This window comes from Cryobacterium sp. N21, from assembly GCF_002929575.1.
Classification (GTDB): domain Bacteria; phylum Actinomycetota; class Actinomycetes; order Actinomycetales; family Microbacteriaceae; genus Cryobacterium; species Cryobacterium flavum.
The window spans coordinates 62,977-85,841 of the sequence record NZ_PJJQ01000028.1; the positions used below are offsets into that span (position 1 = coordinate 62,977).

The 22,865-nt window shown below is 65.6% G+C and carries 20 protein-coding genes; 6 read left to right on the forward strand and 14 right to left on the reverse strand.

The features are described from left to right. Nucleotides 1-11 precede the first annotated feature (11 nt). Nucleotides 12-2,117: an alpha-1,4-glucan--maltose-1-phosphate maltosyltransferase gene (locus CXY77_RS04565; RefSeq protein WP_369831288.1), complete on the forward strand. Its 2,106-nt coding sequence runs from the start codon at nt 12-14 to the stop codon at nt 2,115-2,117. Beyond that, nucleotides 2,114-4,432 (forward strand): 1,4-alpha-glucan branching protein GlgB, encoded by a 2,319-nt coding sequence (gene glgB, locus CXY77_RS04570; protein WP_104129762.1) that lies wholly within the window; start codon nt 2,114-2,116, stop codon nt 4,430-4,432. The genes CXY77_RS04565 and glgB overlap by 4 nt, the downstream gene beginning before the upstream one ends. A 26-nt stretch (nt 4,433-4,458) precedes the next feature. On the opposite strand, the gene CXY77_RS04575 is transcribed toward glgB, so the two are convergent. Then, nucleotides 4,459-5,451, reverse strand: coding sequence for a tetratricopeptide repeat protein (locus CXY77_RS04575; RefSeq protein WP_092341166.1), 993 nt, complete (start codon nt 5,449-5,451; stop codon nt 4,459-4,461). Beyond that, nucleotides 5,448-7,289 (reverse strand): hypothetical protein, encoded by a 1,842-nt coding sequence (locus CXY77_RS04580; RefSeq protein WP_104088224.1) that lies wholly within the window; start codon nt 7,287-7,289, stop codon nt 5,448-5,450. The genes CXY77_RS04575 and CXY77_RS04580 overlap by 4 nt, the downstream gene beginning before the upstream one ends. Nucleotides 7,290-7,534: 245 nt before the next feature. Here CXY77_RS04580 and CXY77_RS04585 point away from each other — a divergent pair, with 245 nt between their 5' ends. Beyond that, nucleotides 7,535-9,142, forward strand: a complete 1,608-nt coding sequence (locus CXY77_RS04585; RefSeq protein ID WP_092341168.1) for a hypothetical protein — start codon at nt 7,535-7,537, stop codon at nt 9,140-9,142. 22 nt (nt 9,143-9,164) lie between these two features. After that, nucleotides 9,165-10,214, forward strand: coding sequence for an AI-2E family transporter (locus CXY77_RS04590; protein ID WP_092341169.1), 1,050 nt, complete (start codon nt 9,165-9,167; stop codon nt 10,212-10,214). 16 nt (nt 10,215-10,230) lie between these two features. Here CXY77_RS04590 and CXY77_RS04595 read toward each other — a convergent pair whose 3' ends face one another. The 9 genes from CXY77_RS04595 to rpsB all read right to left on the reverse strand — a co-directional run bounded on the left by CXY77_RS04595 (nt 10,231) and on the right by rpsB (nt 17,123). Continuing rightward, nucleotides 10,231-10,992: an alpha/beta hydrolase gene (locus CXY77_RS04595; protein ID WP_092341170.1), complete on the reverse strand. Its 762-nt coding sequence runs from the start codon at nt 10,990-10,992 to the stop codon at nt 10,231-10,233. Beyond that, the gene (locus tag CXY77_RS04600) at nt 10,989-11,294 is read right to left on the reverse strand and encodes a hypothetical protein (RefSeq protein WP_092341171.1); all 306 of its coding nucleotides are present in this window, start codon (nt 11,292-11,294) and stop codon (nt 10,989-10,991) included. The genes CXY77_RS04595 and CXY77_RS04600 overlap by 4 nt, the downstream gene beginning before the upstream one ends. 50 nt (nt 11,295-11,344) lie before the next feature. Further along, a complete protein-coding gene (locus tag CXY77_RS20565) occupies nt 11,345-12,007 on the reverse strand; it encodes a lytic transglycosylase domain-containing protein (RefSeq protein ID WP_233197229.1) in 663 nt (220 codons plus the stop codon). Nucleotides 12,008-12,061: 54 nt separating this feature from the next. After that, nucleotides 12,062-12,805, reverse strand: coding sequence for a DivIVA domain-containing protein (locus CXY77_RS04610; RefSeq protein ID WP_104088227.1), 744 nt, complete (start codon nt 12,803-12,805; stop codon nt 12,062-12,064). A gap of 47 nt (nt 12,806-12,852) precedes the next feature. After that, nucleotides 12,853-13,866, reverse strand: coding sequence for a phosphatidate cytidylyltransferase (locus CXY77_RS04615; protein ID WP_104129763.1), 1,014 nt, complete (start codon nt 13,864-13,866; stop codon nt 12,853-12,855). 9 nt (nt 13,867-13,875) lie between these two features. After that, entirely contained in the window at nt 13,876-14,430 is a 555-nt protein-coding gene (frr, locus tag CXY77_RS04620; RefSeq protein ID WP_092108831.1) for a ribosome recycling factor, read from the reverse strand. Nucleotides 14,431-14,460: 30 nt separating this feature from the next. Beyond that, nucleotides 14,461-15,216 (reverse strand): UMP kinase, encoded by a 756-nt coding sequence (gene pyrH, locus CXY77_RS04625; protein WP_092341174.1) that lies wholly within the window; start codon nt 15,214-15,216, stop codon nt 14,461-14,463. Between the two features lie 124 nt (nt 15,217-15,340). Then, a complete protein-coding gene (tsf, locus tag CXY77_RS04630; RefSeq protein WP_092341175.1) occupies nt 15,341-16,168 on the reverse strand; it encodes a translation elongation factor Ts in 828 nt (275 codons plus the stop codon). A 10-nt stretch (nt 16,169-16,178) separates the two neighbouring features. Then, nucleotides 16,179-17,123 (reverse strand): 30S ribosomal protein S2, encoded by a 945-nt coding sequence (gene rpsB / locus CXY77_RS04635; RefSeq protein ID WP_104129764.1) that lies wholly within the window; start codon nt 17,121-17,123, stop codon nt 16,179-16,181. A 325-nt stretch (nt 17,124-17,448) separates the two neighbouring features. On the opposite strand from rpsB, the gene CXY77_RS04640 reads away from it, so the two are divergent. After that, nucleotides 17,449-17,982 carry a M23 family metallopeptidase gene (locus CXY77_RS04640; RefSeq protein ID WP_104129765.1) on the forward strand — a complete coding sequence of 178 codons (534 nt, stop codon included), beginning with the start codon at nt 17,449-17,451 and terminating at the stop codon, nt 17,980-17,982. A 19-nt stretch (nt 17,983-18,001) separates the two neighbouring features. Here the strand turns inward: CXY77_RS04640 and CXY77_RS04645 are convergent, their stop codons facing one another. The 3 genes from CXY77_RS04645 to CXY77_RS04655 are packed head-to-tail and all read right to left on the reverse strand — an operon-like array spanning nt 18,002 to nt 21,247. After that, complete coding sequence (locus tag CXY77_RS04645) at nt 18,002-18,937, reverse strand: tyrosine recombinase XerC (protein ID WP_233197230.1); 936 nt, start codon at nt 18,935-18,937, stop codon at nt 18,002-18,004. A 13-nt stretch (nt 18,938-18,950) separates the two neighbouring features. Further along, complete coding sequence (locus CXY77_RS04650; RefSeq protein ID WP_092341179.1) at nt 18,951-19,874, reverse strand: phosphodiesterase; 924 nt, start codon at nt 19,872-19,874, stop codon at nt 18,951-18,953. A gap of 50 nt (nt 19,875-19,924) precedes the next feature. Further along, a complete protein-coding gene (locus tag CXY77_RS04655; RefSeq protein ID WP_158252780.1) occupies nt 19,925-21,247 on the reverse strand; it encodes a YncE family protein in 1,323 nt (440 codons plus the stop codon). A gap of 129 nt (nt 21,248-21,376) precedes the next feature. On the opposite strand from CXY77_RS04655, the gene CXY77_RS04660 reads away from it, so the two are divergent. Next, nucleotides 21,377-22,864 (forward strand): pyridoxal-dependent decarboxylase, encoded by a 1,488-nt coding sequence (locus CXY77_RS04660; RefSeq protein WP_104088235.1) that lies wholly within the window; start codon nt 21,377-21,379, stop codon nt 22,862-22,864. The last annotated feature ends 1 nt before the right edge of the window (nt 22,865 follow it).

The window sequence follows — 22,865 nt, forward strand, 5'->3', positions numbered from 1 at the left end:
ACGGTCGTGGTGTGGCCAAGACAGCAGCAAAAAAAACGATCCTGACGACAGCATCGAGCAGCGCCCCCGCGCGCGCGTCTGCGGGCGCGGCTGCGGGAAGCCGCGCCGCCGCATCCGTTGGTCGAATCCCCGTTCTCGACCTGTCTCCCCAGCTGAACGACAACCTCTGGCCGGCCCGCGCCTTCGTGGGCGAAGTGGTGCCGTTTGGCGCGACCGCTTTTCGTGAGGGACACGACCTCATCGGCGTCGATCTGCAGCTGACGGCGCCCGACGGCAGCACCACGCGGCATCCGATGGCGTTGCAGGCCGACGGCACCGACCGCTACGGCACCGAGGCCCAACTCGGCGCTGCTGGCCACTGGACCTATCGGGTGCGAGCCTACGCCGACGACTTCGCCACCTGGGAACACAATGCCGCGATCAAGATACCGGCCGGCATTGACGTGGAACTCATGTTCACCATCGGCGGCGAACTCCTCACCCAGGCCGGCGTCGACAAAGCCCGCCCGCTCGCCGCCCGCCGTCTGTTTCAAGCGGCCGCGAAGACCCTCGCCGACACCGGTAAGCCGGCCACCGAGCGTTTTCTCGCCGTGGCAGATGCCGCCCTCCTGCAGGCCATCAGTGCCCACCCCCTCGCCGGACTAGCCTCGCTATCGGCCGAGCGCACGATTATCGTCGAACGGGCCAGAGCCGGGGTCGGCTCCTGGTACGAATTCTTTCCACGCTCGGAGGGCGCCGTGCGGCGCGCCGACGGCAGCTGGAAAAGCGGAACGTTCCGCACCGCAGCCAAGCGACTGCCCGAAGTGGCCGCCATGGGCTTCGACGTGCTCTACCTTCCGCCGATTCACCCGATCGGGCAGGCCTTTCGCAAGGGGCCGAATAATTCGCTCGAGGTCGCCCCCGGCGATCCGGGCTCGCCCTGGGCGATCGGCTCGAAAGACGGCGGCCACGACGCCATCCACCCAGACCTCGGCACGGTGGCCGACTTCACGTTCTTTCTGCAGAAGGCCGCCTCCCTCGGCATCGAGGTCGCCCTCGACTTTGCGCTGCAGGCTTCCCCCGACCATCCCTGGGTCACGGAACACCCGGAGTGGTTCACGACGCTGCCCGACGGCAGCATCGCCTACGCCGAAAACCCGCCGAAAAAATATCAGGATATCTACCCGATCAATTTCGACAATGATCCGGACGGCATCCGCGCCGAGGCGCTGCGCCTGCTGCGTTACTGGATCAGCCTCGGCGTGCGTATCTTTCGGGTGGACAACCCGCACACCAAACCGCTCGACTTCTGGGAATGGCTGCTCGCCGAAGTCAACCAGGCCGACCCCGACGTGGTGTTTCTGGCCGAAGCGTTCACTCGCCCGGCCCTCATGCAGGCGCTCGGCAAGGTCGGCTTCCAGCAGTCGTACACCTACTTCACCTGGCGCAACACGAAGATCGAGCTCGAGGAGTTCTTCGACGGCCTCGCCACCGACACCCCCGACTTTCTGCACCCGAACCTGTTCGTGAACACCCCCGATATTCTCACCGAATACCTGCAATTTGGCGGGCCGGCCGCCTTCAAGATTCGAGCGGCACTGGCCGCGACGGCGGCGCCGAGCTGGGGGGTCTACGCCGGTTTCGATCTGTTCGAGAACGTCGCACGGCCGGGCGCCGAAGAGAGCATCGACAACGAGAAGTACGAGTACCGGCCGCGTGACTGGAGCAAGGCCGAGGAGCTAGGTCAGTCCCTTGCGCCGTACCTCACGCTGCTGAACCGCATCCGCTCCGAGCATCCGGCGCTCGGCCAACTGCGCAACCTCGACATCCACTCGAGCGACGACGATTCGATCCTCGTCTACAGCAAGTACCTCGACGCGGCGTTCACCGGCACCGGCCAAGCGGATGCCCTCCTCATCGTCGCCAACGTCGACCCGCACTCGGTGCGCCAGACCGTGGTGCACCTCGACGTGACCCGGTTCGGCATTGCGCGCGGCGACACCTTCGACGTGCACGACCTCGTCTCGGGTGCCACCTGGACCTGGTCGGCCGATAACTTCGTGCGGCTCGATGCTTTCACCGAACCGGTGCACATTCTGCACGTCACTCCCCACGATCCTGGCCAGGGCCGCGCATGAGCGACGGCAAGAAGAAACACAAGAAGAAGAACAAGTCCACGGACAAGAAGGGTCAGGGAAAGAAAATCGACGCTAAGAAGGCTCAGTCCCCGAAGACACCGTCTGTGAAAAAGCACGTCGCCCCGCCCGAGCCGGCTGCGATCGACGATCACATCCTGGAGACCGTCGCCGCCGGCAGCTACTACAACCCCCACGAAATTCTCGGCCAGCACCTCGCCCACCAGACTGGCGTCTCCGACCCGCTCGTGATCATTCGCGCCCTACGCCCGCTTGCAACCGAGGTCTTCGCCATTCTCGCCAACGGCTCCCACGTGGAGCTGGCGCACCTCGCGCACGGCATCTGGCAGGGCGAAAGCACCCTCGGACTCAGCGACTACACGATCGAGGCCCGCTACGAGGACGCCCTCACCTGGATCTGCGATGACCCGTACCGATTCATCCCGACCCTCGGCGAGCTGGACCTGCACCTCATCGGTGAAGGCCGCCACGAGCGCCTCTGGGACGTTTTGGGCGCCCACCACCGTCAGCACCAGGGCATCACGGCGTCATCGACCGGCACTTCGTTCGCGGTGTGGGCACCGCACGCCCGCGCCGCACGGGTGATCGGCGACTTCAACGGGTGGAACGGCGTGACCCACGCCATGCGCAACATGGGAAGCACCGGCGTCTGGGAGCTGTTCATTCCGGGCCTCGAACTCGGCACCAACTACAAGTTTCAGCTGCTCGCGCAGTCCGGCGCCTGGGTGGAAAAGGCCGACCCGATGGCCCGTCTCGCCGAGGTACCACCGCAGACCGCGTCGGTCGTCACAGAGTCCCACTACGAGTGGGCGGATGACGCCTGGCTCTTCAATCGCAAGGCCAACGATCCGCACATCCAGGCCATGAGCGTCTACGAGATGCACGTCGGCTCTTGGCGCCCCGGCCTCGGCTACCGAGACCTGGCCGATGAGCTCGTCGGTTACCTGCAGGAACTGAGCTTCACGCACGTGGAATTCATGCCCCTGGCGGAGCATCCGTTTGGCGGTTCCTGGGGCTACCAGGTCAGCGGCTATTACGCACCGACCAGCCGGTTCGGCTCCCCCGACGACCTGCGCTACCTGATCGACCAGCTGCACCAGGCCGGCATCGGCGTGATCATGGACTGGGTGCCCGGTCACTTTCCCAAGGACGACTTCGCCCTGGCCCGGTTCGACGGCCAGGCCCTGTACGAGCACCCCGACCCGCGTCGCGGTGAGCAGCTGGACTGGGGCACCTACATTTTCGACTTCGGGCAGATGCAGGTGCGCAACTTCCTCGTCGCCAACGCGCTGTACTGGCTCGAAGAATTCCACATCGACGCCCTGCGCGTCGACGCCGTCGCCTCCATGCTCTACCTCGACTATTCGCGCGAAGACGGCCAGTGGGAGCCGAACCAGTACGGCGGCAACGAGAACCTTGAGGCGATCAGCCTGCTGCAGGAGATCACCGCGACGGCGTACAAGCGCAATCCGGGCACGATCATGATCGCCGAGGAATCCACCAACTGGGGCGGAGTGACGGCGCCGACCAGCGGTGGCGGCCTCGGTTTCGGGTTCAAGTGGAACATGGGCTGGATGCACGACTCGCTCGAGTACATGCAGGTCGACCCGATGTACCGCTCATACCATCACAACGACATCACGTTCTCGTTCATCTACGCCTTTAGCGAGAACTTCCTGCTGCCGATCAGCCACGACGAGGTCGTGCACGGCAAGGGCGCCCTGGTCTCCAAGATGCCCGGTGACTCCTGGCAGCAACTCGCCAATGTGCGCGCCTACCTCGCGTTCATGTGGGCGCACCCCGGCAAGCAGCTATTGTTCATGGGCAGCGAGTTCGGTCAGCGTTCGGAGTGGAGCGAAGAGCGCGGATTGGACTGGTGGATGCTCGACCAGCCGGCACACCGCGGCCTGTTCAATCTCGTCGGCCAGCTCAACCGGGTCTACCGCGACAACGCGAGCCTATGGAGCCGGGACAACGACCCGGGCGGCTTCGAACTGCTCGACGGCGGCGCTGCCAGCCAGAACGTCGTGTCGTTTCTGCGCTGGGACAACCACGGCGTTCCGGTCGCGTGCTTCTTCAACTTCGCCGGCCAGCCGCACACCGACTACCGGGTCGGCCTTCCGTTCGCCGGGCAGTGGGAGGAAATCCTCAACACGGATGCCGGCGACTTCGGCGGCTCCGGTGTGGGAAATCAGGGCAGTGTGGAGGCGTATAACGAGCCCTGGGCCGGTCGCCCGGCCTCGGCGACCGTGACCCTGCCGCCTCTGGCCGGTCTCTGGTTGCGCCTCCGCCGCTAACTATCCCGCGAGAGCGAAATGGAAAGTTAGTAGAGGAGGGCGGTGAGGCGCGAGCGTGTCGGGGGGACGCGGGGATCGTCCTGGCCGACGACCTCGAACAGCTCGAGGATGCGCTCGCGGATGGCGTTGCGCCCGGGGGCTGGCTGGGCCGGAAAGAGGCCGAGCAACCGATCGAAAGCGTCCTCGATGTGGCCGCCGGACAGATCGAGGTCGGCGACCAGAAGTTGGGCGTCGAGATCGTCGGGAGCGGATGCCGCCCCATTGCGAATCTGGTCGATGGTCTTGCCCTGCAGCCGCGCCAGCAGGCTAACCTGGGCCAGTCCGGCCACGGCCATCGTGTCGTTCGGGTTCTGCGCCAGTGCAGTGCGGTATTCGCTCTGGGCGGTGGCGTAGTCGCCGGCCTCGATGGCGGTGTACGCCTCCAGGTGGTGCGGTGGCAACGGCTCATCGACGGCAACGGCCGGCTCGGTGCCGGCGTTCGCGTCGGCGGCCTCGGCCGTGCCGGTCACGCCCTGCTGGGCGGCGAGCTCGAGCACCCGAACGAGCAGCTCCGCGATCTGCTCCTCGCCGAGCGGGCCGTTGAAGAGCTGTACCGGCTGACCGGTGATGACGGCGGCGACCGTGGGCACCGTCCGGACCTGGAACGCCTGAGCGAGTTGCGGATTCGCGTCAATGTCAACGCGGGCCAGCACGAACCGGCCGTCGAGGCCGGTGATGAGCTTCTCGAGCACCGCCAGAAGCTGGGTCGAAGGCTCGCTGCGGGGTGCCCACAGCCCGACGATCACGGGAACGCGGGACGAGAGCTCGAGCAGCTCACCGAAATTGGCGTCCGTGCCGTCGATGACGAGACTCGGAACCATGACGGGGCCGGACGGCGCCGGCGCTCCCCCCACGGGTGCACCGGTCACGGGCGCCCCGTTCGTGGCCACCGGGGGCGCGCCCGTCGGGGCACGGTTCACGAGCGAGGAGAGGTCGACCGCTCCGCGCAGGTTCGATCCGGAAGGGGGCATATTCGTCATGGAAGCTCCGCCGATGTGATGAGGCCCTGGGCAAAGCCCAGAAGCACGATTTTGTCGCTCGAACCGGCCGTGGGCACATAGAACAACAGCTGGTCGCGGTAGGTGTTCGAGAAGCCCTTGGCCGTGGTGGTGATGCCGGAGAGCGCCTTCGTGGCGAGGGCATCGGCCGCCGGACCCACGGTGGCACCGGCATCCACCGGCTTGACCGTTTCGGTCTCGGTCATGCTGACCGCCACGATGCTGCCCGAGTCGTTGGTCGCGAGGGCGACGGCTTCATCGCTGCCCGCGGCAGCCGCGAACTCGATCGACGCGGTCGACGGCAGGGCGGCGATCTTGGCCGCATTCAGGTCGGCGACCTGCACCCGGAAATTATCGCCCTCGCTCTCGAACAGCCCGAAGGAGGGGCTGGCTTCGCCCTGCACCAGGATGTCGGCGTACGCGGCGGCCAATTCATCCGGCGGCAGCAACAGCAACTTGTTGTCGGGAGCGATGGCCGGAGCACCGACGATGGCCGGAGCCACCTTGGGAACGTGCGCCGACTGCTCGAGCGCGAACAGGTAATCCACTTGGTAGTTCGTGCGGGGCGATTCCTGCTTGAGGATGACCGCCATCGTCGGAATGCTGGGGTCGTTTTCATCCTGGATGACGGTCATGACCACCCGCGGCCAGGAATTCGTCTGCTGCGGCAAGGTGAAGGTGAGCGGAGCACCCGCCAGAGCGACGAGCGGCGCCACGGCCGGATCCACGGCGCGAATCTTGTAGTTGGCCAGTCGTTGTTCCAGGGCCGGGCCGGTGAATCGCGTGGCGAGGGTCTCGGTATTCAGGTTCGCATCGGCATCCGCAGTGAGCAGCGAAATTTCGCTCATGATCGTCTCAAGCTGGGAGACGGTCACGGCGGGCGGTGGCAGCTCGGCGGCAGCTTCGACGGAATCGGTGGACTGGGGCGTCGGCGTTGGGGTCGCTGTGGCGGTGTTGGCCGTGCTGAAATCCGGCCACAGATCTGCCGAACAGCCACTCAACGCCAGACCGGAAACCACGATCATGGGAAGGATGGCGACCCGGCGAGCGATTCCTCGCCGTGACGTGATCTGACTGGCCTTGATCGCCTTCGGACGCGGCGCGCGCGGCAACCTGGGCATACGCGGACCGCGCGGAACATTGCGGCGCGGACGACGGGATCGACGCAGATGCAGCAGGGCCAGTAGGTACAACACCAGGCCGGCCAATAGCAGCAAGGCACCACCGGCCAGCAGCGGGCCCGCCCACGGCGTGGAATTGTCGGACGCCCACGATAAACGGATGCTGGCGGGCGCCGGTTCGATTCCGTCCGACGCGACGATCACCGAGATGCCCTCCGGCAGGGTCAGCGTGGTGGTCACGGAGTTCGTGCCGGAGTATTCGTCGAGCCACAGGTCGGAGCCGGCCGGATTCATGATCGCGGCGGCGGCATCCGTTGTGGCGGCATCCGTCCCTGCGCCACCGCCCGTGGCCCCCTCAGAATCGTCGGGCGTGACCGCCGCAGTGATGGTGGAGGTGAGCTCACCGGTTTTCTCGCTCAGGCCGACGGTGGCAAATGAGTCGTCACCGATCCAGGCCGCGACGTCTTCCGACCGCCCGTAGGCCACGAAGATGGGCCCGTCTCCGCGCACGTTGATGGTCTGGCTGCCCGAAGAGGCTGCGAGGGCGCTCGGGTCGATCACGGTGTACTTCGCCGTTCCGGTGACGGTCGAGCTCAGGGACGTGAAAGCGGGCTCGAGCAGGATCGTGCGCTGTGCGATGCCGAGAACGATCATCACGGCAGCAAGAACGAAGGCCGCAATGGCAAGAACAAAACGCACGTATCACCCTTCAGCATTTGAGCTGGTTGGTACTGTTCAGTCACTCTGGCTGACTCACGTGACTGAAAGTCCTCAGACACGGACCTTCTACGTTACTGCGTTCACCTGAAAGGTGCCTAATAGCAGCCGAGGCCCGGCCAGCCGATGATCGGGTATTCGCGACGGCGGCGAGACACTAAAATTGGGGGCGTTCCCCGTCATGCATGATCCATCGAGGGCCGGGGCCCCATCTGTAAGGAGTAAAAGTGTCTGACGACGAAGCTGATTTCACCCAGGTATTTCGCGGCTACGACAAGGACGAGGTGGCCAAGGCTATCCAGTCGCTGCGTCGCGAACTGATTCAAGCGAACACCCAGAACGCCGAGGCCGGCCGCGAGGTCAAACGCCTGGCGGCGCGCATCGACGATCTCAACGCCGAGATCGAAGAGGTTGGAAGCCCCACCTTCTCCGGACTTGGAACCAAGTTGGAGAACACCCTTCGCGTCGCCGAAGAGCAGTCCACTCGCGTCATCGCCCAGGCCGATATCGACGCCGAAAAGCTTCGGGCCGCTACCACTGACGAGGTGCAACTGCTCCGTCACAATGCCCTCGAGCAGGCCGAACGCACCCTGTCCGACGCCGCAGTCAAGGCGCGTCGGGTGCTCGATGACGTCAGGGTCGAAGCGGATGACGTGCGCGCCCGTGCCCAGGACGACCAGGCCCAGATCGTTCAGGATGCGGTTCGCGATGCCTCCCTGATTCGGGGCGCTGTCGCCACCGAGGCTGCGGAAGCCCGTGCCACGGTCAAGCGTGAGGTTGCGGCCATCCGCTCTGAAGCCGATCGTGAAGCGGCAGAAGTACGCGTGGTCGCTCAGCGTGAAGCCACCGAAGCCCGCGAGATCGCGGCCGGTCTGACAAACGAGACCGAACTCACCCGCGCCGAAGTAGCCCTGGAACTCGACCAGCAGCGGGCTGACCTGCAGCGCGAAACCGAGCAGGCCCGCGTCGATCTGGCCGCCGAGACCGACCAGGCCAGAGTCGATCTGGCTCGGGAGTCCGAGCTCGCCCGGCTGGCTGGCGCCCACGAGGCAGACCAGGCGCGCACCCTGCTCGCCGCCGAGATCGAACAGGGGCGCATTGACCTGGCCCGCGAGATCGAACAGGCACACGCAGTGACCGAGGTCGAACGCGAGCAGGCTCAGACCGATCTGGCCCGCGAACTTGATCGCAAGCGTGCCGGTCTGTCCCGCGAGATCGAACAGGGCCGCGCGGCCCTCGCCGCCGAGGTGGAGCAGGCCGCCGCCGACCTGGCCCGCGAGAACCAGCAGGCCCGCATCGACGCCGAGGCCGAGGCCGAGCAGGCCCGCATCGATCTGGAGAACCAGCTCACCGCCACGCGCAAGAAGGGCGAGCACGAAGCTAGCCGTCTGGCCCGGGAGATCGACCAGGCGCGAGCCGACTTCGACGTGGAGCTGAAGGCCCGCCGTGACGAGGCCGAGCAGGAGCACCTCGCCCGGCACCAGGAAGCCGTGGCGCAGGCGCAGAAGTTCCAGCTCGATGCTGCCAAACAGCTCACCGAGACGACCGAGCGTACCGCGGAACTGCGCACGCTCAACGACCAGCTCGATGCTGGCGCTCGCGAAGAGGCCAAAGCCAACAAGGAACTGGCCGAAGAGAGCGCCGCGCGCATTCTCAGCGACGCCCACACCACGGCAACCGCGCTCGTCACCGACGCCACGACACGCTCACGTACCCTCGTTGCCGACGCCGAAGACCGGTTGTCCCAGATTAGGATTGAGCGCGACGCCGTTGCCGGTTATTTTGAAAGCCTACGCAGCGTTTTGACCCAGGCAGAACGGGTCGCAGCCGAGTAATTCCCTATCTTGGAGACGACACGTGAAAATTCAGAACGCCTTTCGATTCGGACTCGTCGGAACCCTGGGCGTAGGCCTGGGCCTGCTGATCATCACCTCGGTGATCACCCTGCAGACGATCATCATCTATGTCGGGGCCGCGCTGTTCATTGCGCTCGGCCTCGACCCGGCGGTCTCCTGGCTGGAGAAGAAGAAGTTCCCGCGCTGGGCGGCCATTCTCATCGTCGTCGCGGGCGTCCTCGGCGTACTCACCGGCGTGATCTTTGCGATCGTGCCAATCATCGTCGACCAGGTCTCCAAGCTGTCCAAGCTCATTCCCGAGCTCGTCACGGCCGTGAACAGCTCAACTTTCCTGAGCGATCTGCAGAAGCAGTTCCCCGGTCTCGACATCACCGAGATCACCAAGACGATCACTAATTTTCTCGGCGGAAACCTCACCAACATCACGGCGACGGTCGTGCAGTCGGGGTTGGCCTTCGTGAACGGGCTGTTCGGCGGGCTCATCATCCTGATTCTCACGCTCTACTTCACGGCCTCGCTGAACAACATGAAACGCGCCACCTACCAGCTGGTTCCCGCGTCCAAGCGGGAACGGTTCACCGACATCAGCGAACAGATCACCACGGCCGTCGGCCGCTACATCGTCGGCCAGGCGGCGTTGGCCTCGGTCAATGGCGTGCTGAGCTTCATCTTTCTGTCGATCATCGGCGCGCCGTTCCCGGCGCTGCTGGCGTTCATCGCCTTCCTGCTTTCGCTGATTCCGCTGGTCGGTACGATCTCCGGTTCGGTCATCATCGTGCTGACCTGCCTGATTCCCGAGATCGGCAGTTCTCCGCAGACCGCGCTGGCCGCGGCGATCTACTACCTCATCTATATGCAGGTCGAGGCATACGTACTCAGCCCCAACATCATGAACCGGGCCGTCTCTGTGCCGGGCGCGGTCGTCGTGATCGCGGCTCTGGCCGGCGGCAGCCTGCTCGGCATTCTCGGTGCCCTGATCGCGATCCCGGTGGCCGCTTCGGTCATCATGATCGTCAAACAGGTCGTCATCCCCCGCCAGAACGAACTCTGACGCCCGACGACCTGCCTCAGGAGTCAGCGGGCAGCGGCGCGGTCCACTCGGTCGGCAACGGCAGTGCGCCGGGGTTGATGGTGGCGACGATCTCGGTGAGCACCCGACGGGTCAGATTCTCGCCCACCCAGAGGTGCTTGCCACCCTCGACGGCGACCAGACGCATACCGGGCACGCTGGCGAACCGCAGGCGGGCGGCATCCGGTCGCAGGTAGTCGTCGAACTCGGGGATCAACGCGACCAGTTCGCGTTCGTTGCCGGCCCACGCTGCCAGCTCTTCGTTGGTCGTGCGGTGCAGCGGCGGTGACAGCAGGATGGCCCCGCGGATGGGATGCTCCAGGCCGTACTTGAGGGCCAGTTCGGTGCCGAAGGACCAGCCGACCAGCCAGGGATTGGGAAGGTGGCGTTCGGCGACGAAAGTCATTGCCGCGGCGACATCGGCCCGTTCGGTGAGGCCATGACCGAAATCACCCTCGCTGGTGCCGCGCGGCGATGACGTGCCGCGGGTGTTGAAGCGCAGCACGGCCAGATCGGCCAGGGCTGGCAGCCGGTTGGCGGCCTTTCGCAGAATGTGCGAGTCCATGAAGCCGCCGGCGGTGGGCAGCGGATGCAGCGTCACGAGTGTCGCTACCGGCGCACGATCCACCGGGGTCGCCAGCTCGCCCACCAGGGTGAGGCCGTCGCTGGTGCGCAGCTCGATGTGTTCGATGGTGGCGGGCAGTTCGATGCCACCACGAATATCAACCGGCACGGGTTCTCCTGAACTTTCGCGGGTCATTTGATCTTCCAACAGTGGGTGTGCCAGTGCCGCCGGTTGGAGAGGTCGGCGTTGTCGCCGAGCACTCCATCCCCGCGCCAGGTGACGATATGAGCGGTGCCGGGAAGGATTCCCTGGGTGCACCCCGGGCACAGATACGTTTTGACCGCCTGCTTGGCGGGAACCGGCTGCACGTGCCAAAGGCCGTCCCGCCGCACCTCACTGCGCCGCCACCCCGCGAGCAGATGATTCAGGTCAACGGCTTCGTCGTCGTCGACCGGCTGCTGGGCTTTGCGGCCTCGGGGTCGATTGCTGCGCGCCATGATTCCAGTCTAAAGTGCGCACCTGGCGCCGCTCGACAGCCGAAGTGCGGCTAGTACCAGCCCGAGGCCTGCGACTTCGCCCACGCGCCGCAGGGGGTGCCGTAGCGCCCGGTGATGTAACCCAGGCCCCATTCGATCTGCGTTCCGGCATTGGTGGCCCAGTCCTCGCCCGCCGTGGCCATTTTGGAGCCGGGGAGCGCCTGCGGAATCCCATAGGCTCCGCTCGAACCGTTCTGGGCGTTGACGCGCCAGCCAGATTCCTTCTGCCAGAGCGAGACGAGGCAGTTGTACTGGTCTTCGCCCCAGCCGCGAGCGGCAACGGCGTCGTAGGCGTAGGCCTGGGCCGAGCCGGGATCGGGCACGGCGGCAGAGGGGGCGGTGAAGCTCTGCGTTTTCTTTTCGACCGCGACGACGACGGGCACCGGTTGGGGCTTCTCGGTAACGGCATAGCCGTCGCGGGTAATGGTGTTGGCGTAGCTGCCGGCGACGAGAACGGCCTGGGCCGGCCCAGTATCGGTCGTGCTGCCGGCTATCTGAAAATACGGTGACGCCGTAGCGCCGGAGTAGGGGTCGACCACGGTGACGAGCACGAACGCACAGGCGGCGGTGAAGCCGAACATGAAGTGCGCGGGCTTCACCCGGCGTCGGGTACGACGAACTTTCGGCCGGGCCGCGGCCGGGACAGTGTCGATAACTTGCAGATGCCTACCCATTAGTAGACGACCTTAGCTGACAAATTAGGTAACGACCAAGTAACGGCGGTCAAATCAGCGGACCGCGAGCATGACGTCGACGACGCTGTCGAGCACGAGGTCCACCTGCGCTTCCCGGTATCCGCCCCGTTCAGGGCGAAAAACGGCGGTGCGAACCTCGTCAACGGTGAGCTCGCGACCGTCTTGAAAATACTTCACCAATTTGTTCGCGAGGCGGTCGACATCCACTCGTTTATAGCCAACCGCAAGCACACTGGTGCGGGTGAAACGGTGCCCGGGGGTGCGGCTGAGTCGGGCCACGATCACGTCGGCGGTGCCCTCGGCGTCAGCCATCCAGGCCTGCTCGCCCCGGTCGTGCGTCGCCTGATCGCGTTCCCGAGCCGCAAAGGCGTCTTCGAGCCGCTCCAGCGCCGCGTCGACGTGTTCGGGTGAGTATCCGCCCTTGTGCATGGCGAAGGCGGTATGACGGATCCCCTCGGCCGTCAATGCTGCACCGGTGCGGGCAGCTTCCGCCTCGGCCTTCTCCGCGACAATCGCGTGGATGGCCTCGGTCCCGTCGGCGGCGCCGGCTTCGTCGTCCGTGGTCGGCGGCGGCGTGGTGACGGTCTCGGTGTCGGCAGTCTCGGTGCCGGCGGCGATCTCGTCGACGGACTCCACGACACCGGTATCGGCATCGAGGTCGTCGCCCGGGTGGTCAGGCTGGTCGTACGCGCGTCGGGCTGCGGCCAGGAACGCGTCGACCTGGGAGACGTTGTAGCCGAGAGACTTCTTGACCACTCGGGGAAATATGGTGCTCATAGCCTCATTGTCTCGTACGAAGTTCGTGGGAAAAGAATCGGCCCGGCTCATGCAAAGACCAGGTAGAGCGCGTAGGCGGCAGCGGCCGACGGCAGGATCGAGTCGAGCCGGTCCAGAAAGCCGCCGTGCCCTGGCAGCCACGAGCTCATGTCTTTGATGCCGAGGTCACGCTTGATCAGTGATTCGGCCAGGTCGCCGAAGGTGGCGGTGAGCAGAATGACAGCGCCGAACACCAGTCCGAACCACCACGGCTGCTGGAGCATGAAGATCGACAGCAGCACACCAGCGATCATGCAGATCAGGCCGGCCCCGATGAAGCCTTCCCAGGTCTTCTTCGGGCTGATCGACGGTGCCATCGGGTGCTTGCCGAAGTTGAGGCCGCTGACGTAGGCTCCCGTGTCGGCAGAGATAACCAAGATCAGAAAGGCGAGCGTCCACCACTGTCCGTGGTCCTGGGCCACGAGCAGCACGGCGAAACTCGCGAGAAAGACCACGTAGACCTGAATCAGGATGCCGCCGCCCACGTCGCCAACGATGGATCGGGCCAAGGCGCGATGTGACGGAATGACCAGCAGTGCCAGACGCCACAGGCCGATCAGCACGATGCCGCCGAGCATGACCAGCCATTGGCCGGTTGCCCCGCCATAGAACGCGGCCGGAACGATCGCGATGGCCGAGATGATCACGGGGATGCGCGGAACGTTGCGTCCGGCATGCCGCAGGGCCTGGGCCAGCTCGAACGCACAGAAACCGACGATCACGACGGCGAAGATCATGAAAAGCTGTTTGATGATGATGAGGCTCACCAGCATGGAGCCGCCGAGCACCAGTCCGATCAGGATGGCCAGAATGAGGTTGCGCCCAGTACGCGCTTCGATGCGTTCGTTGGCCTGGTCGAGTTGAGCCCGTGTGGCCTGCACCTGGCGTTCAAAATCGGCCTTGGTGGTTTGCACTTGGCGTTCGAAATCAGCGCGCGTGGTTTTCACTTGCGCCCGGAACTCGGCGCGACTGACGCCGCGACCGCGTTTGTGCGGCTGGTCATTCTCCGGTTTCTCGGTCATCTGAAGCTCCTAGATCTCGAGGAGTTCGGCTTCCTTGCGCTTGAAAGCGTCGTCGATACCGTCCACGTGGCTCTTGGTGATCAGCTCGAGTTCCTTCTCGGCACGACCGACCTCGTCGTCGCCGACCTCGCTCTTGAGGGCGTCGAGTTCATCCTTGGCCTTGCGGCGAATGTTGCGCACCGAGATGCGGGCATCCTCTGCTTTGGCCTTGACGATCTTCACGAACTCCTTGCGGCGTTCCGTGGTGAGTTCGGGCAGGGTGGCGCGAATGGTGGTGCCGTCGTTGCCGACGTTGGCACCCAGGTTCGGGGTGTCGCGAATGGCGATTTCGATGTCGCGCAGCGCTGCCTTGTCATACGGGCCGATCAGCATGGTGCGTGCTTCCTGGTTCTGCAGCGACGCGAGCTGTTCGAGCGGCGTCAGGGTGCCGTAGTAGCTCACCAGAATTTTCGCGAACATTTGCGGGTTGGCTCGCCCGGTGCGCACGGTACCAAAGTCGTCTTTGGCGGCCTCGAGGGCCCGGTTCATGCGCGCAGTGGCGTCGGAAAGAACATCCGCGATCACGGTGACTCCTTTATTGGTGGTGGAACAATTCTAGTTGGAGACGCGAGTGCCCAGATCGGTGCCGAGGATGGCTGCGGTCACGTTGCCCTCCGGCGCCATGCCGAAGACCTGCATGGGCATGTGGTTGTCCATGCACAGGCTGAAGGCGGTGGAGTCGACCACTTTGAGGCCGCGCTGCAGGGCTTCCAGGTAGGTGATGTGGTGAATCTTTTGGGCGTCGGGGTTGGTGCGGGGGTCGTCGGAATAGACGCCGTCAACGCCGTTCTTGGCCACCAGCACGACGTCGGCGTCGATTTCGAGGGCGCGCTGCGCGGCGACGGTGTCGGTGGAGAAGTAGGGCAGTCCGGCGCCGGCACCGAAGATGACGACGCGGCCCTTCTCCAGGTGGCGTTCGGCGCGCCGCGGAATGTACTGCTCGGCCACCTGGGTCATCGAGATGGCGGACTGTACGCGCGTTTCGGCGCCGGCCTGTTCGAGAAAGTCCTGCAGGGCCAGGGCGTTCATGACAGTGCCGAGCATACCCATGTAGTCGGCGCGGCCGCGGTCCATGCCGCGCTGGGAGAGCTCGGCACCGCGAAAGAAGTTTCCGCCGCCGACCACGATGGCCACCTCGACCTGCTTGGCGCCCTCGGCGATTTCACGGGCCAACGAGCTCACGACATCCGGATTGACGCCGACGGCGCCACCGCCGAAGGCCTCACCGGAGAGTTTGAGGAGCACCCGTCGTTTCTTGACGACCGCGGTCGGGCTGGTGTGGGTCGTGGGCGAGCTGGCCGTGTCAGTCATGTCGTGCGGGGCCTTCCGAGAGGGAGTGTTACCAAACTACCAAGTGCACGCGCATACCCCAGCGGGGGCACACACACAAACGGAGGCCGGATTGCTTTCGCAATCCGACCTCCGACATTTATTGTTAGGCGCCGACCTTGAACCGGGCGAAGCCCGACACGGTCAGTTTTGCATCGTCCAGAACCTTCGCAACGGACACCTTGTTGTCCTTGGCGTAGTCCTGTTCGAGCAGGGCGACCTGCTTGAGATACGCCTTGACGCGTCCCTCAACGATCTTGGGCAGTGCCGCTTCCGGTTTGCCCTCGTTCTTCGAGATCTCGGTGACGATCTTGCGCTCAGTCTCCACCAGATCGGCCGGAACGTCGCTCGCTGCGAGGTACTCGGGGTTGGCGAACGATATGTGCTGGGCCACGCTGCGCGCGGTCTCCACATCGGTGCCGGAGAAGCCCAGAACAACGCCGACCTGCGGGGGCAGGTCCTTGCTGGTCTTGTGCAGGTAGATCGAGAACGACTCGCCGGTGACGGCCGCAACACGGCGAAGTTCGAACTTCTCGCCGATGATTGCGGCTTCGCCGTCGATGAGCTCGGCAACGGTCTGGGTTCCAGCGGATGCTGCCAGTCCGGCCTCGACCGTGGTCGCGCCAGCGGCGGCGATCGCGTCGAGAACCTTGTCGGCCAGAACGACGAACTTGTCGCCCTTAGCGACGAAGTCGGTCTCGCAGGCGAGTTCGATCATGTACGCGGTTGTGCCGATTTCCTTGGCGGCGACGAGTCCCTCAGAGGTGGAACGGTCAGCGCGCTTGGCGTTGCCCTTGGCACCCTTGAGACGCAGGATCTCGATGGCCTTGTCCATGTCGCCGTCAGCTTCAACGAGGGCATTCTTGGTGTCGACCATTCCGGTGCCGAGGTTCTCGCGAAGAGCCTTGACGTTTTCGAGTGTGAAGTTTGCCATACCGGGTTCCTTACTTGGTCTCGTCGGTTGGGACGGTCTCGTCGGCAACCGGAGCGACGGCAGCCAGAACGGCGGCAACGTCGGCGTCGGCGACTGCATCGGCGATGGTGGGCTCTGCAACGACGGCCACGTCGGCCACGATGGTAGCGTCGGCAACCTTCTCGGTCTCGGCAGAGGACTGCGCGGGGGTGGTCTCGACGTCGGACGCCTGGAGCAGTTCAGCTTCCCACGCGGCGAGGGGCTCAACTTCGGCCTCCGGCTTGGCGTGGCGCTGGATCAGGCCCTCGGCTGCGGCGTCCGCGATGATGCGGGTCAGCAGCCCAACGGAGCGAATGGCGTCGTCGTTGCCCGGGATCGGGTACTGCACGTCGTCGGGGTCGCAGTTGGTGTCGAGGATGGCGATAACCGGGATGCCAAGCTTGCGCGCCTCGTCAATGGCGAGGTGCTCCTTGTTGGTGTCGACAACCCACAGGGCAGACGGGGTCTTCGTGAGGTTGCGGATTCCGCCGAGGCTCTTGTGCAGCTTGACGAGTTCGCGCTTCTTGATGAGCATTTCCTTCTTCGTGAAACCGCTCTTGGCGGTGTCTTCGAAGTCGAGCTCTTCGAGTTCTTTCATGCGGGCCAGACGCTTGGAAACAGTCTGGAAGTTGGTGAGAAGTCCACCGAGCCAACGCTGGTTGACGTACGGCTGGCCCACGCGCTGCGCCTGCTCCGAGATGGATTCCTGGGCCTGCTTCTTGGTGCCGACGAAGAGGATGGTGCCGCCGTGGGCAACCGTCTCCTTGACGAAGTCATAGGCCTTGTCAACGAAACCGAGCGACTGCTGCAGGTCGATGATGTAGATGCCGGAACGCTCGGTGAAGATGAAGCGCTTCATCTTCGGGTTCCAACGGCGGGTCTGGTGCCCGAAGTGCACGCCGCTGTCGAGCAGCTGGCGGATTGTGACGACGGCCATGTGCCGTACTCCTGTTCTGATGCAGGCCTCGAGAGGCCCCACCAATCGGTTTGTGCGATGATCGGTCGATCATCACTCCTGGTGCCCGGCACATGTCCGCCCTGTTCACGCTGGTTACTCGTGAGACGGGACCGATTGGACATGGCGGCCAAATGGGCACGCGTAGTCAGCGCACAAAGCGCTGCTGGGGATAGCGTATCACCGACGGGAGTGCTCGGGCGACCGTGCCGTGTGACCGGCTCCTCCACAGGACCTGACCTCTGGAGATGTACACCAATGCAGCCGAGGCCCGGCGGTTGCCGGAGCCCGGCGGCAGGGTGGAGGCATGCAGAATCTGCGCGCGCTGGCGGCATCCGCTCTCGTTACTGTGATCGTCGTGTTTGGTGCTGGGCCGGCGTCGGACGCCGTGTCAGCCGGGACTTCGTCGTCAGCCGCAGCGACCACAACGGATGCTTGGCGTTGGCCGCTCGCGGAACCCCACCGTTTGATCCGGGGGTTTGTGGCGCCGGAATCACAGTATGCGGGCGGCCATCGCGGGATCGATCTGGCGGCCGCGGCGAACGAGAAGGTCTTTGCTGCCCACGACGGCGTGGTGTCCTTTGCGGGCCGAGTCGTCGATCGGTCGGTGCTGTCGATCATGCAGCCGAACGATGTGATCACGACGGTCGAGCCGGTGGACGCCGTAGTCGCGGTGGGCGATCATGTTCGGGCCGGGCAGCTGATCGGCACCGTCGCGAGCGGCGGTCATTGCCCGCCCGGGTGCCTGCACTTCGGTGTTCGTCAGCACGGCTGGTACGTGTCGCCACTACTCTTCCTGGGGAATGTGCCGCGCGCGGTGTTGTTGCCCGCCGTGCCATGACCGCGACTGGGTCATGCGGTCAGGCACGGGGGTGGGCGAGTCCGTAGCTGGCTTTGAGGCGTTCCGCCGAGACGTGGGTGTAGATCTGGGTGGTACCGAGGCTGACGTGACCGAGCAGTTCCTGTACGGCGCGCAGGTCGGCTCCGCCGTCGAGCAGGTGGGTGGCAGCGGTGTGGCGCAGGGCGTGCGGTCCGGCCGGGCCGGTGCCGCCGATTGCGTCGAGGAGGGCAGCAACGAGGCGATAGACCCCGCGCACGCCGAGGCGCTGGCCTTTGCGGCCCAGGAACAACGCGACGGTATTGGGCGCCGTCGCGCTGTTGGGCGGCGCTCCAGCTTGTGCAAGCAGCGCCGGCCGGGCTTGGCGCAGGTACTCGACGAGGGCGCGTTTTGCCGGCACCCCGAACGGAACCACGCGTTCCTTGGCGCCCTTGCCGGTGACCCGCACGGTCAGCCGATCCAGGTCAACGTCGGGCAGATCGAGACCCACGAGCTCGGAGACGCGCAGCGCCGAGGCGTAGAGCAGCTCGACAATCGCGAGATCGCGCAGTGCGAGCGCCTCTCCACCACTGGCGCGCGCCGCCAAGAGATCGAGCAGATCGGTCATCTGGGTGTGGGTGATGACCCGCGGCAGGGTGCGCCCCGGCTTCGGCGAGCGCAGGCGGGCCGCCGGGTCGGCGCTGTCGTCATGGCTGCGCGCCAGCCACGCGGTGAAGCTGCGCGCCGACGCCGACCGGCGAGCCAGGGTGGCCCGGGCCAGGCCGGCCTGGGTGGCCGCCCAGAGCCATTCCCGCAGCAGTTCGAGACTGAGGTCAGCGGATGCCTCGACGCCCCGGTCGCCGGCAAACCCGGCCAGTTGGTTCAGGTCGGTGCGGTAGGCCCGCAGCGTGTGCACCGAGTAGCCGCGCTCAGCGCTGAGGTAGCGCAGAAACTCGTCGATGTCGTTGTTCAGCTCCACCCTGTGGTTCCCTTCACTGCTGGCGAGAAAAGGCCTCCCGGCGGCCTTCGGGGGTGAGCACAGCCAGCTGATCGACATAGGCAGCGGGAAAGTGCGTGACGGCGACGAACTCTCCGATCGGCAGCTGGGAGTGCGTGATCTGGTCGGTGTAGACGTGCACGAGGTTGAGCGTCTGAGCGCCGTTCACCCCGGTGAGTTCACGGTCGGGGGCGCCGAGGTCCATCGTGTAGCAGGTCGCAGCCGCGACCGATACCGGGATACCGGCGAACAGACCCTGGGTGGAATAGTGCAGGTGCCCGCCGAGGATGGCCCGCACATCACTGCCCGCCAGTACGGCGGCCAGTCGCGGCTGGTCCTGCAGTTCGAGCACGCTCATCAACGGCAGCGGGGTGGGTATCGGCGGGTGGTGCAGGGCCAGAATTGACCCGCGCGGGGACGGCGTTGACAGAATCGCGCGCAGCCATTCGAGCTGGTCATCGGTGATCTCGCCGTGGTGATAGCCCGGAACGCTCGTGTCGAGGACGATGATGCGCAGGCCATCGAGGTCGTGCACTTGATCGACGGGGGCCTGATCGACGGGCTCCCCAACGCCGCCCGACTGCGTCTCGCCGAGAAGCTCGGCACGAAACGGTTCGCGCTGATCGTGGTTTCCCATCACCCAGACGATCGCCGCCCCCCATTGCGCGGCTGCAGCCTCAACGATGCCGCGAATGCGGCGGTAGGCATCCGCTTCGCCGCGATCGGCCACGTCACCGGTGAGGATGAACGCGTCGGGGCGAATGCCCGAGCGGTGCAGCTGCTCGAAGGCACGATGCACGGTCTGGTCGGTGTCGACGGCTCCGTAGAGCGTCGCGCCGTCGCGCAGAAAATGGGTGTCACTGACATGCACCAGAATTTTCTCGGCGGGCGCGTACTGACCCAGCTGCACGGCTGCCATGAATCACCTTTCGTCGGTCTTCAGACTACGGGCAGCCACCGACAGCCGTGTCAGAACACCGGCAGCACCGACACCGTGTTGTCGTCGTAATTGGTGATGCCCACCTTGCTGCCGTCGGGGGTGACCGCGAGGCTCGTCGGGGTATGCCCGACCGGGATGCGACTGAGCACCCGGTTGGTGGCGGTACTGATCGTGACGATGGTGTTGTTCTCGGTCGACAGCACGTAGAGTTTCGTTCCGTCTGGACTCACCGTCAGGGCGCCGGGGGCGGTGATGGCGATGCTGGCCCGCACCCGATTCGTGGCGGTGTCGATGACTTCCACGGCATTGGACGGCCCGGTGAGCAGGTCGCGTCCGAGGCTGGCGTAGACCGTCTTACCGTCGGGTGATGGTGCCGACGCGATCGGCGGGTGCGAGGTGTTGAACTCCTGCAGCGGTCCCTGGGGCGCGGCCGTGTCAATGATCAGCACGCCGTAGTCGTCGCCGTTGCTCAGGTAGACCTTCTTTCGATCAGCGCTCGGAGTGAGTTCACCGACCGGGGCACCGGTGAAGATCGGCTCGGCGAGCGAGCGGGTGGCGATGGTCGCCACAGTGATATCGAACAGTGAGGGCGAACCGCCGATGTAGAGCGATTTGCCGTCGGGGGTGGCCACGAGGTCACCGCAGGCGCCGGCCTGGAAGGAGTAGGCGACCGTGTTTGTGGCAATGTTGAGGGCGTAGATCTTTTCGTCGCTGCAGGTGCTCACGAACACCTGTTTCTGGTTGGTAGACACTGCGAGAGCTCGGGGGGTGCCGCCCAGCGGAATGGTGGCGATGACTGTGCCGGTGGCCGTGTCGATCACCGAGACCGTACGCGCGCCGGCGTTGGCGACGTACGCCCAGCGGCCGTTTTTCGTCACGATGAGCTCGCGCGGATTGGCACCGACGGCGATCGTGGCCGGAGCGACGGGCTTGGTCGACGCGCTCGTCTTCGAGACCGTCTGATACCCGGTCTTGGTGCCGGTGACGGTCACGGTGACGCGCTTGCCCACCTGGGTGTTGGAGGGCGTGAAAGTGGATGCCGTGGCGCCCGATACCGCCACACCGTTCACCTTCCAGCGGTAGGACAGCGTTACCGGAGCCGGTTTCCAGGTGCCCGGCGAGGCGGTCAGCCGCCGACCGGCCTGCGGTACACCGCTGATGGTGGGAATCGGCGTTGCGGTCAACTGGCTGGCTGCGGGCTGAATCGCGGTCGGCTGGCTCATCGTGCGGGGCGCGCTGGTCGCGGGGTTTGCGAGCGCCGCCGGAGCGGAGGCCAGGACGGCCGCTCCAACGGCGAGAACGGTGAGTGCGAAGCCGAGGCCTCGACGTTGGACGGCTACTGGTGCGCTCATGACATCCACTTCTCTGAAAATTCTGACAGTCGACAGGGTGGGGCAATTGGCGATGTTGCGGGTTACAGTAGCCCCGTCACCGACCGGCGACAAGGGCGCATGGGCGCATGGGCGGGCTATCATGGCTCCATGTCTGCCCAGCCGGACGCCTATTTCGAGGCTCTGGATCGTGCGCTGCTGCACGCCCAGGCCTGGCTTGCGTCGCTTCCTTCCCGCCCGGTCGGCCCCCGCGTCGACGCCGATACCCTGGCCGCGCTGTCGGCTGGCCCGCTGCCCCCTGCCCCGACCCCTGCGGCTGACGTCATCGATGAACTCGCTTCGTTTGCCGAACCCGGCCTGATGGCGATGCCGTCCGGCCGGTTCTTCGGCTGGGTCATTGGCGGAACCCTGCCGGCGGCCCTCGCCGCCGATTGGCTGGTCACCGCATGGGATCAGAATGCCGGAATGCGCTTCGCCACGCCCGCGACCGCCGTGCTCGAGGAGACCGCCGCCGGCTGGCTCCTCGACCTGCTGGGGCTTCCGCCGGGAGCGGATGTCGGATTCACAACGGGCGCGACCATGGCCAATTTCGTCGGTCTCGCCGCCGGTCGACAGTGGGTACTCGAGCAGGCCGGGTGGGAAATCGACCGGGACGGCCTGACGGGCGGTCCCCGGGTGCGGGTCTTTGTGGGCGCCGAGCGTCACGAGGTCATCGATCTCACGCTGCGCTACCTCGGTCTCGGGGCGCCGATCGTGGTGGATGTCGACGCTGAGGGGCGGTTACGGCCCGACGCCCTCGCCGAGCTACTGAATGCCGGCTCCGGCCCGGCGATCGTCTGCCTTCAGGCCGGCAACGTGCATTCCGGAGCGTCTGACCCGATGGGTGCGGCGATCGACGTGGCCCGCCGGCACGGAGCCTGGGTGCACGTCGACGGCGCGTTCGGCCTGTGGGCGGCGGCCAGTCCGCGGTTTCGCGACCAGCTAACCGGTCTGGAACGGGCTGATTCCTGGGCCACCGACGCCCACAAAACCCTCAACGTTCCCTACGACTGCGGGGTGGCGATCGTGTCGCGGCCCGAGGTGGTGCGCCGGGTCTTCGGCGTGCACACCAGCTACCTCATCGCCGCGGACGCTGCAGGCGAACACCGCAGCCCCGGCGACCCGTTCGAGAAGGTGCCCGAATTATCCCGTCGGGCACGGGGCGTTCCGGTCTGGGCGGCGCTTCGATCCCTCGGCCGCGCCGGCACGATTGCTCTGGTCGACGGTCTCGCCGCGAACGCAAAGGCCCTGGCCGACGGCCTTCGGGCCATGCCGGGCGTTAAGGTGCTCAACGAGGTCTTGTTCACGCAGGTGTGCGTGAGCTTCGGCAGCGACGATCGCACCCGACAAGTGACCCAGCAACTCATTGCCGACGGTTCGGCCTGGATGTCGGGGTCGCGCTGGCACGACCGGGACATCCTGCGCATCTCGGTGAGCAACTGGTCGACGGATGCCGCGGACGTCGCGCTCTCCCTCGCCGCAGTGGCGCGGGCCTGCGCGGCAGTGGATGCTAACCCTGCACGATCAGCGGACGCGAAGGCGATCCCGCCCCAGCCGACAGCAGCGAGCACTCCCCACGCGACCGACGATCAAGACTGAG

Excerpts from the sequence above, each read along its gene's own strand:
- glgB (WP_104129762.1), top strand. The coding sequence starts at position 2,114 with ATGAGCGACGGCAAGAAGAAACACAAGAAGAAGAACAAGTCCACGGAC.
- CXY77_RS04575 (WP_092341166.1), bottom strand. The coding sequence starts at position 5,451 with ATGACGAATATGCCCCCTTCCGGATCGAACCTGCGCGGAGCGGTCGAC.
- CXY77_RS04595 (WP_092341170.1), bottom strand. The coding sequence starts at position 10,992 with ATGACCCGCGAAAGTTCAGGAGAACCCGTGCCGGTTGATATTCGTGGT.
- CXY77_RS04600 (WP_092341171.1), bottom strand. The coding sequence starts at position 11,294 with ATGGCGCGCAGCAATCGACCCCGAGGCCGCAAAGCCCAGCAGCCGGTC.
- CXY77_RS20565 (WP_233197229.1), bottom strand. The coding sequence starts at position 12,007 with ATGGGTAGGCATCTGCAAGTTATCGACACTGTCCCGGCCGCGGCCCGG.
- CXY77_RS04610 (WP_104088227.1), bottom strand. The coding sequence starts at position 12,805 with ATGAGCACCATATTTCCCCGAGTGGTCAAGAAGTCTCTCGGCTACAAC.
- CXY77_RS04615 (WP_104129763.1), bottom strand. The coding sequence starts at position 13,866 with ATGACCGAGAAACCGGAGAATGACCAGCCGCACAAACGCGGTCGCGGC.
- pyrH (WP_092341174.1), bottom strand. The coding sequence starts at position 15,216 with ATGACTGACACGGCCAGCTCGCCCACGACCCACACCAGCCCGACCGCG.
- tsf (WP_092341175.1), bottom strand. The coding sequence starts at position 16,168 with ATGGCAAACTTCACACTCGAAAACGTCAAGGCTCTTCGCGAGAACCTC.
- rpsB (WP_104129764.1), bottom strand. The coding sequence starts at position 17,123 with ATGGCCGTCGTCACAATCCGCCAGCTGCTCGACAGCGGCGTGCACTTC.
- CXY77_RS04640 (WP_104129765.1), top strand. The coding sequence starts at position 17,449 with ATGCAGAATCTGCGCGCGCTGGCGGCATCCGCTCTCGTTACTGTGATC.
- CXY77_RS04650 (WP_092341179.1), bottom strand. The coding sequence starts at position 19,874 with ATGGCAGCCGTGCAGCTGGGTCAGTACGCGCCCGCCGAGAAAATTCTG.
- CXY77_RS04655 (WP_158252780.1), bottom strand. The coding sequence starts at position 21,247 with ATGAGCGCACCAGTAGCCGTCCAACGTCGAGGCCTCGGCTTCGCACTC.
- CXY77_RS04660 (WP_104088235.1), top strand. The coding sequence starts at position 21,377 with ATGTCTGCCCAGCCGGACGCCTATTTCGAGGCTCTGGATCGTGCGCTG.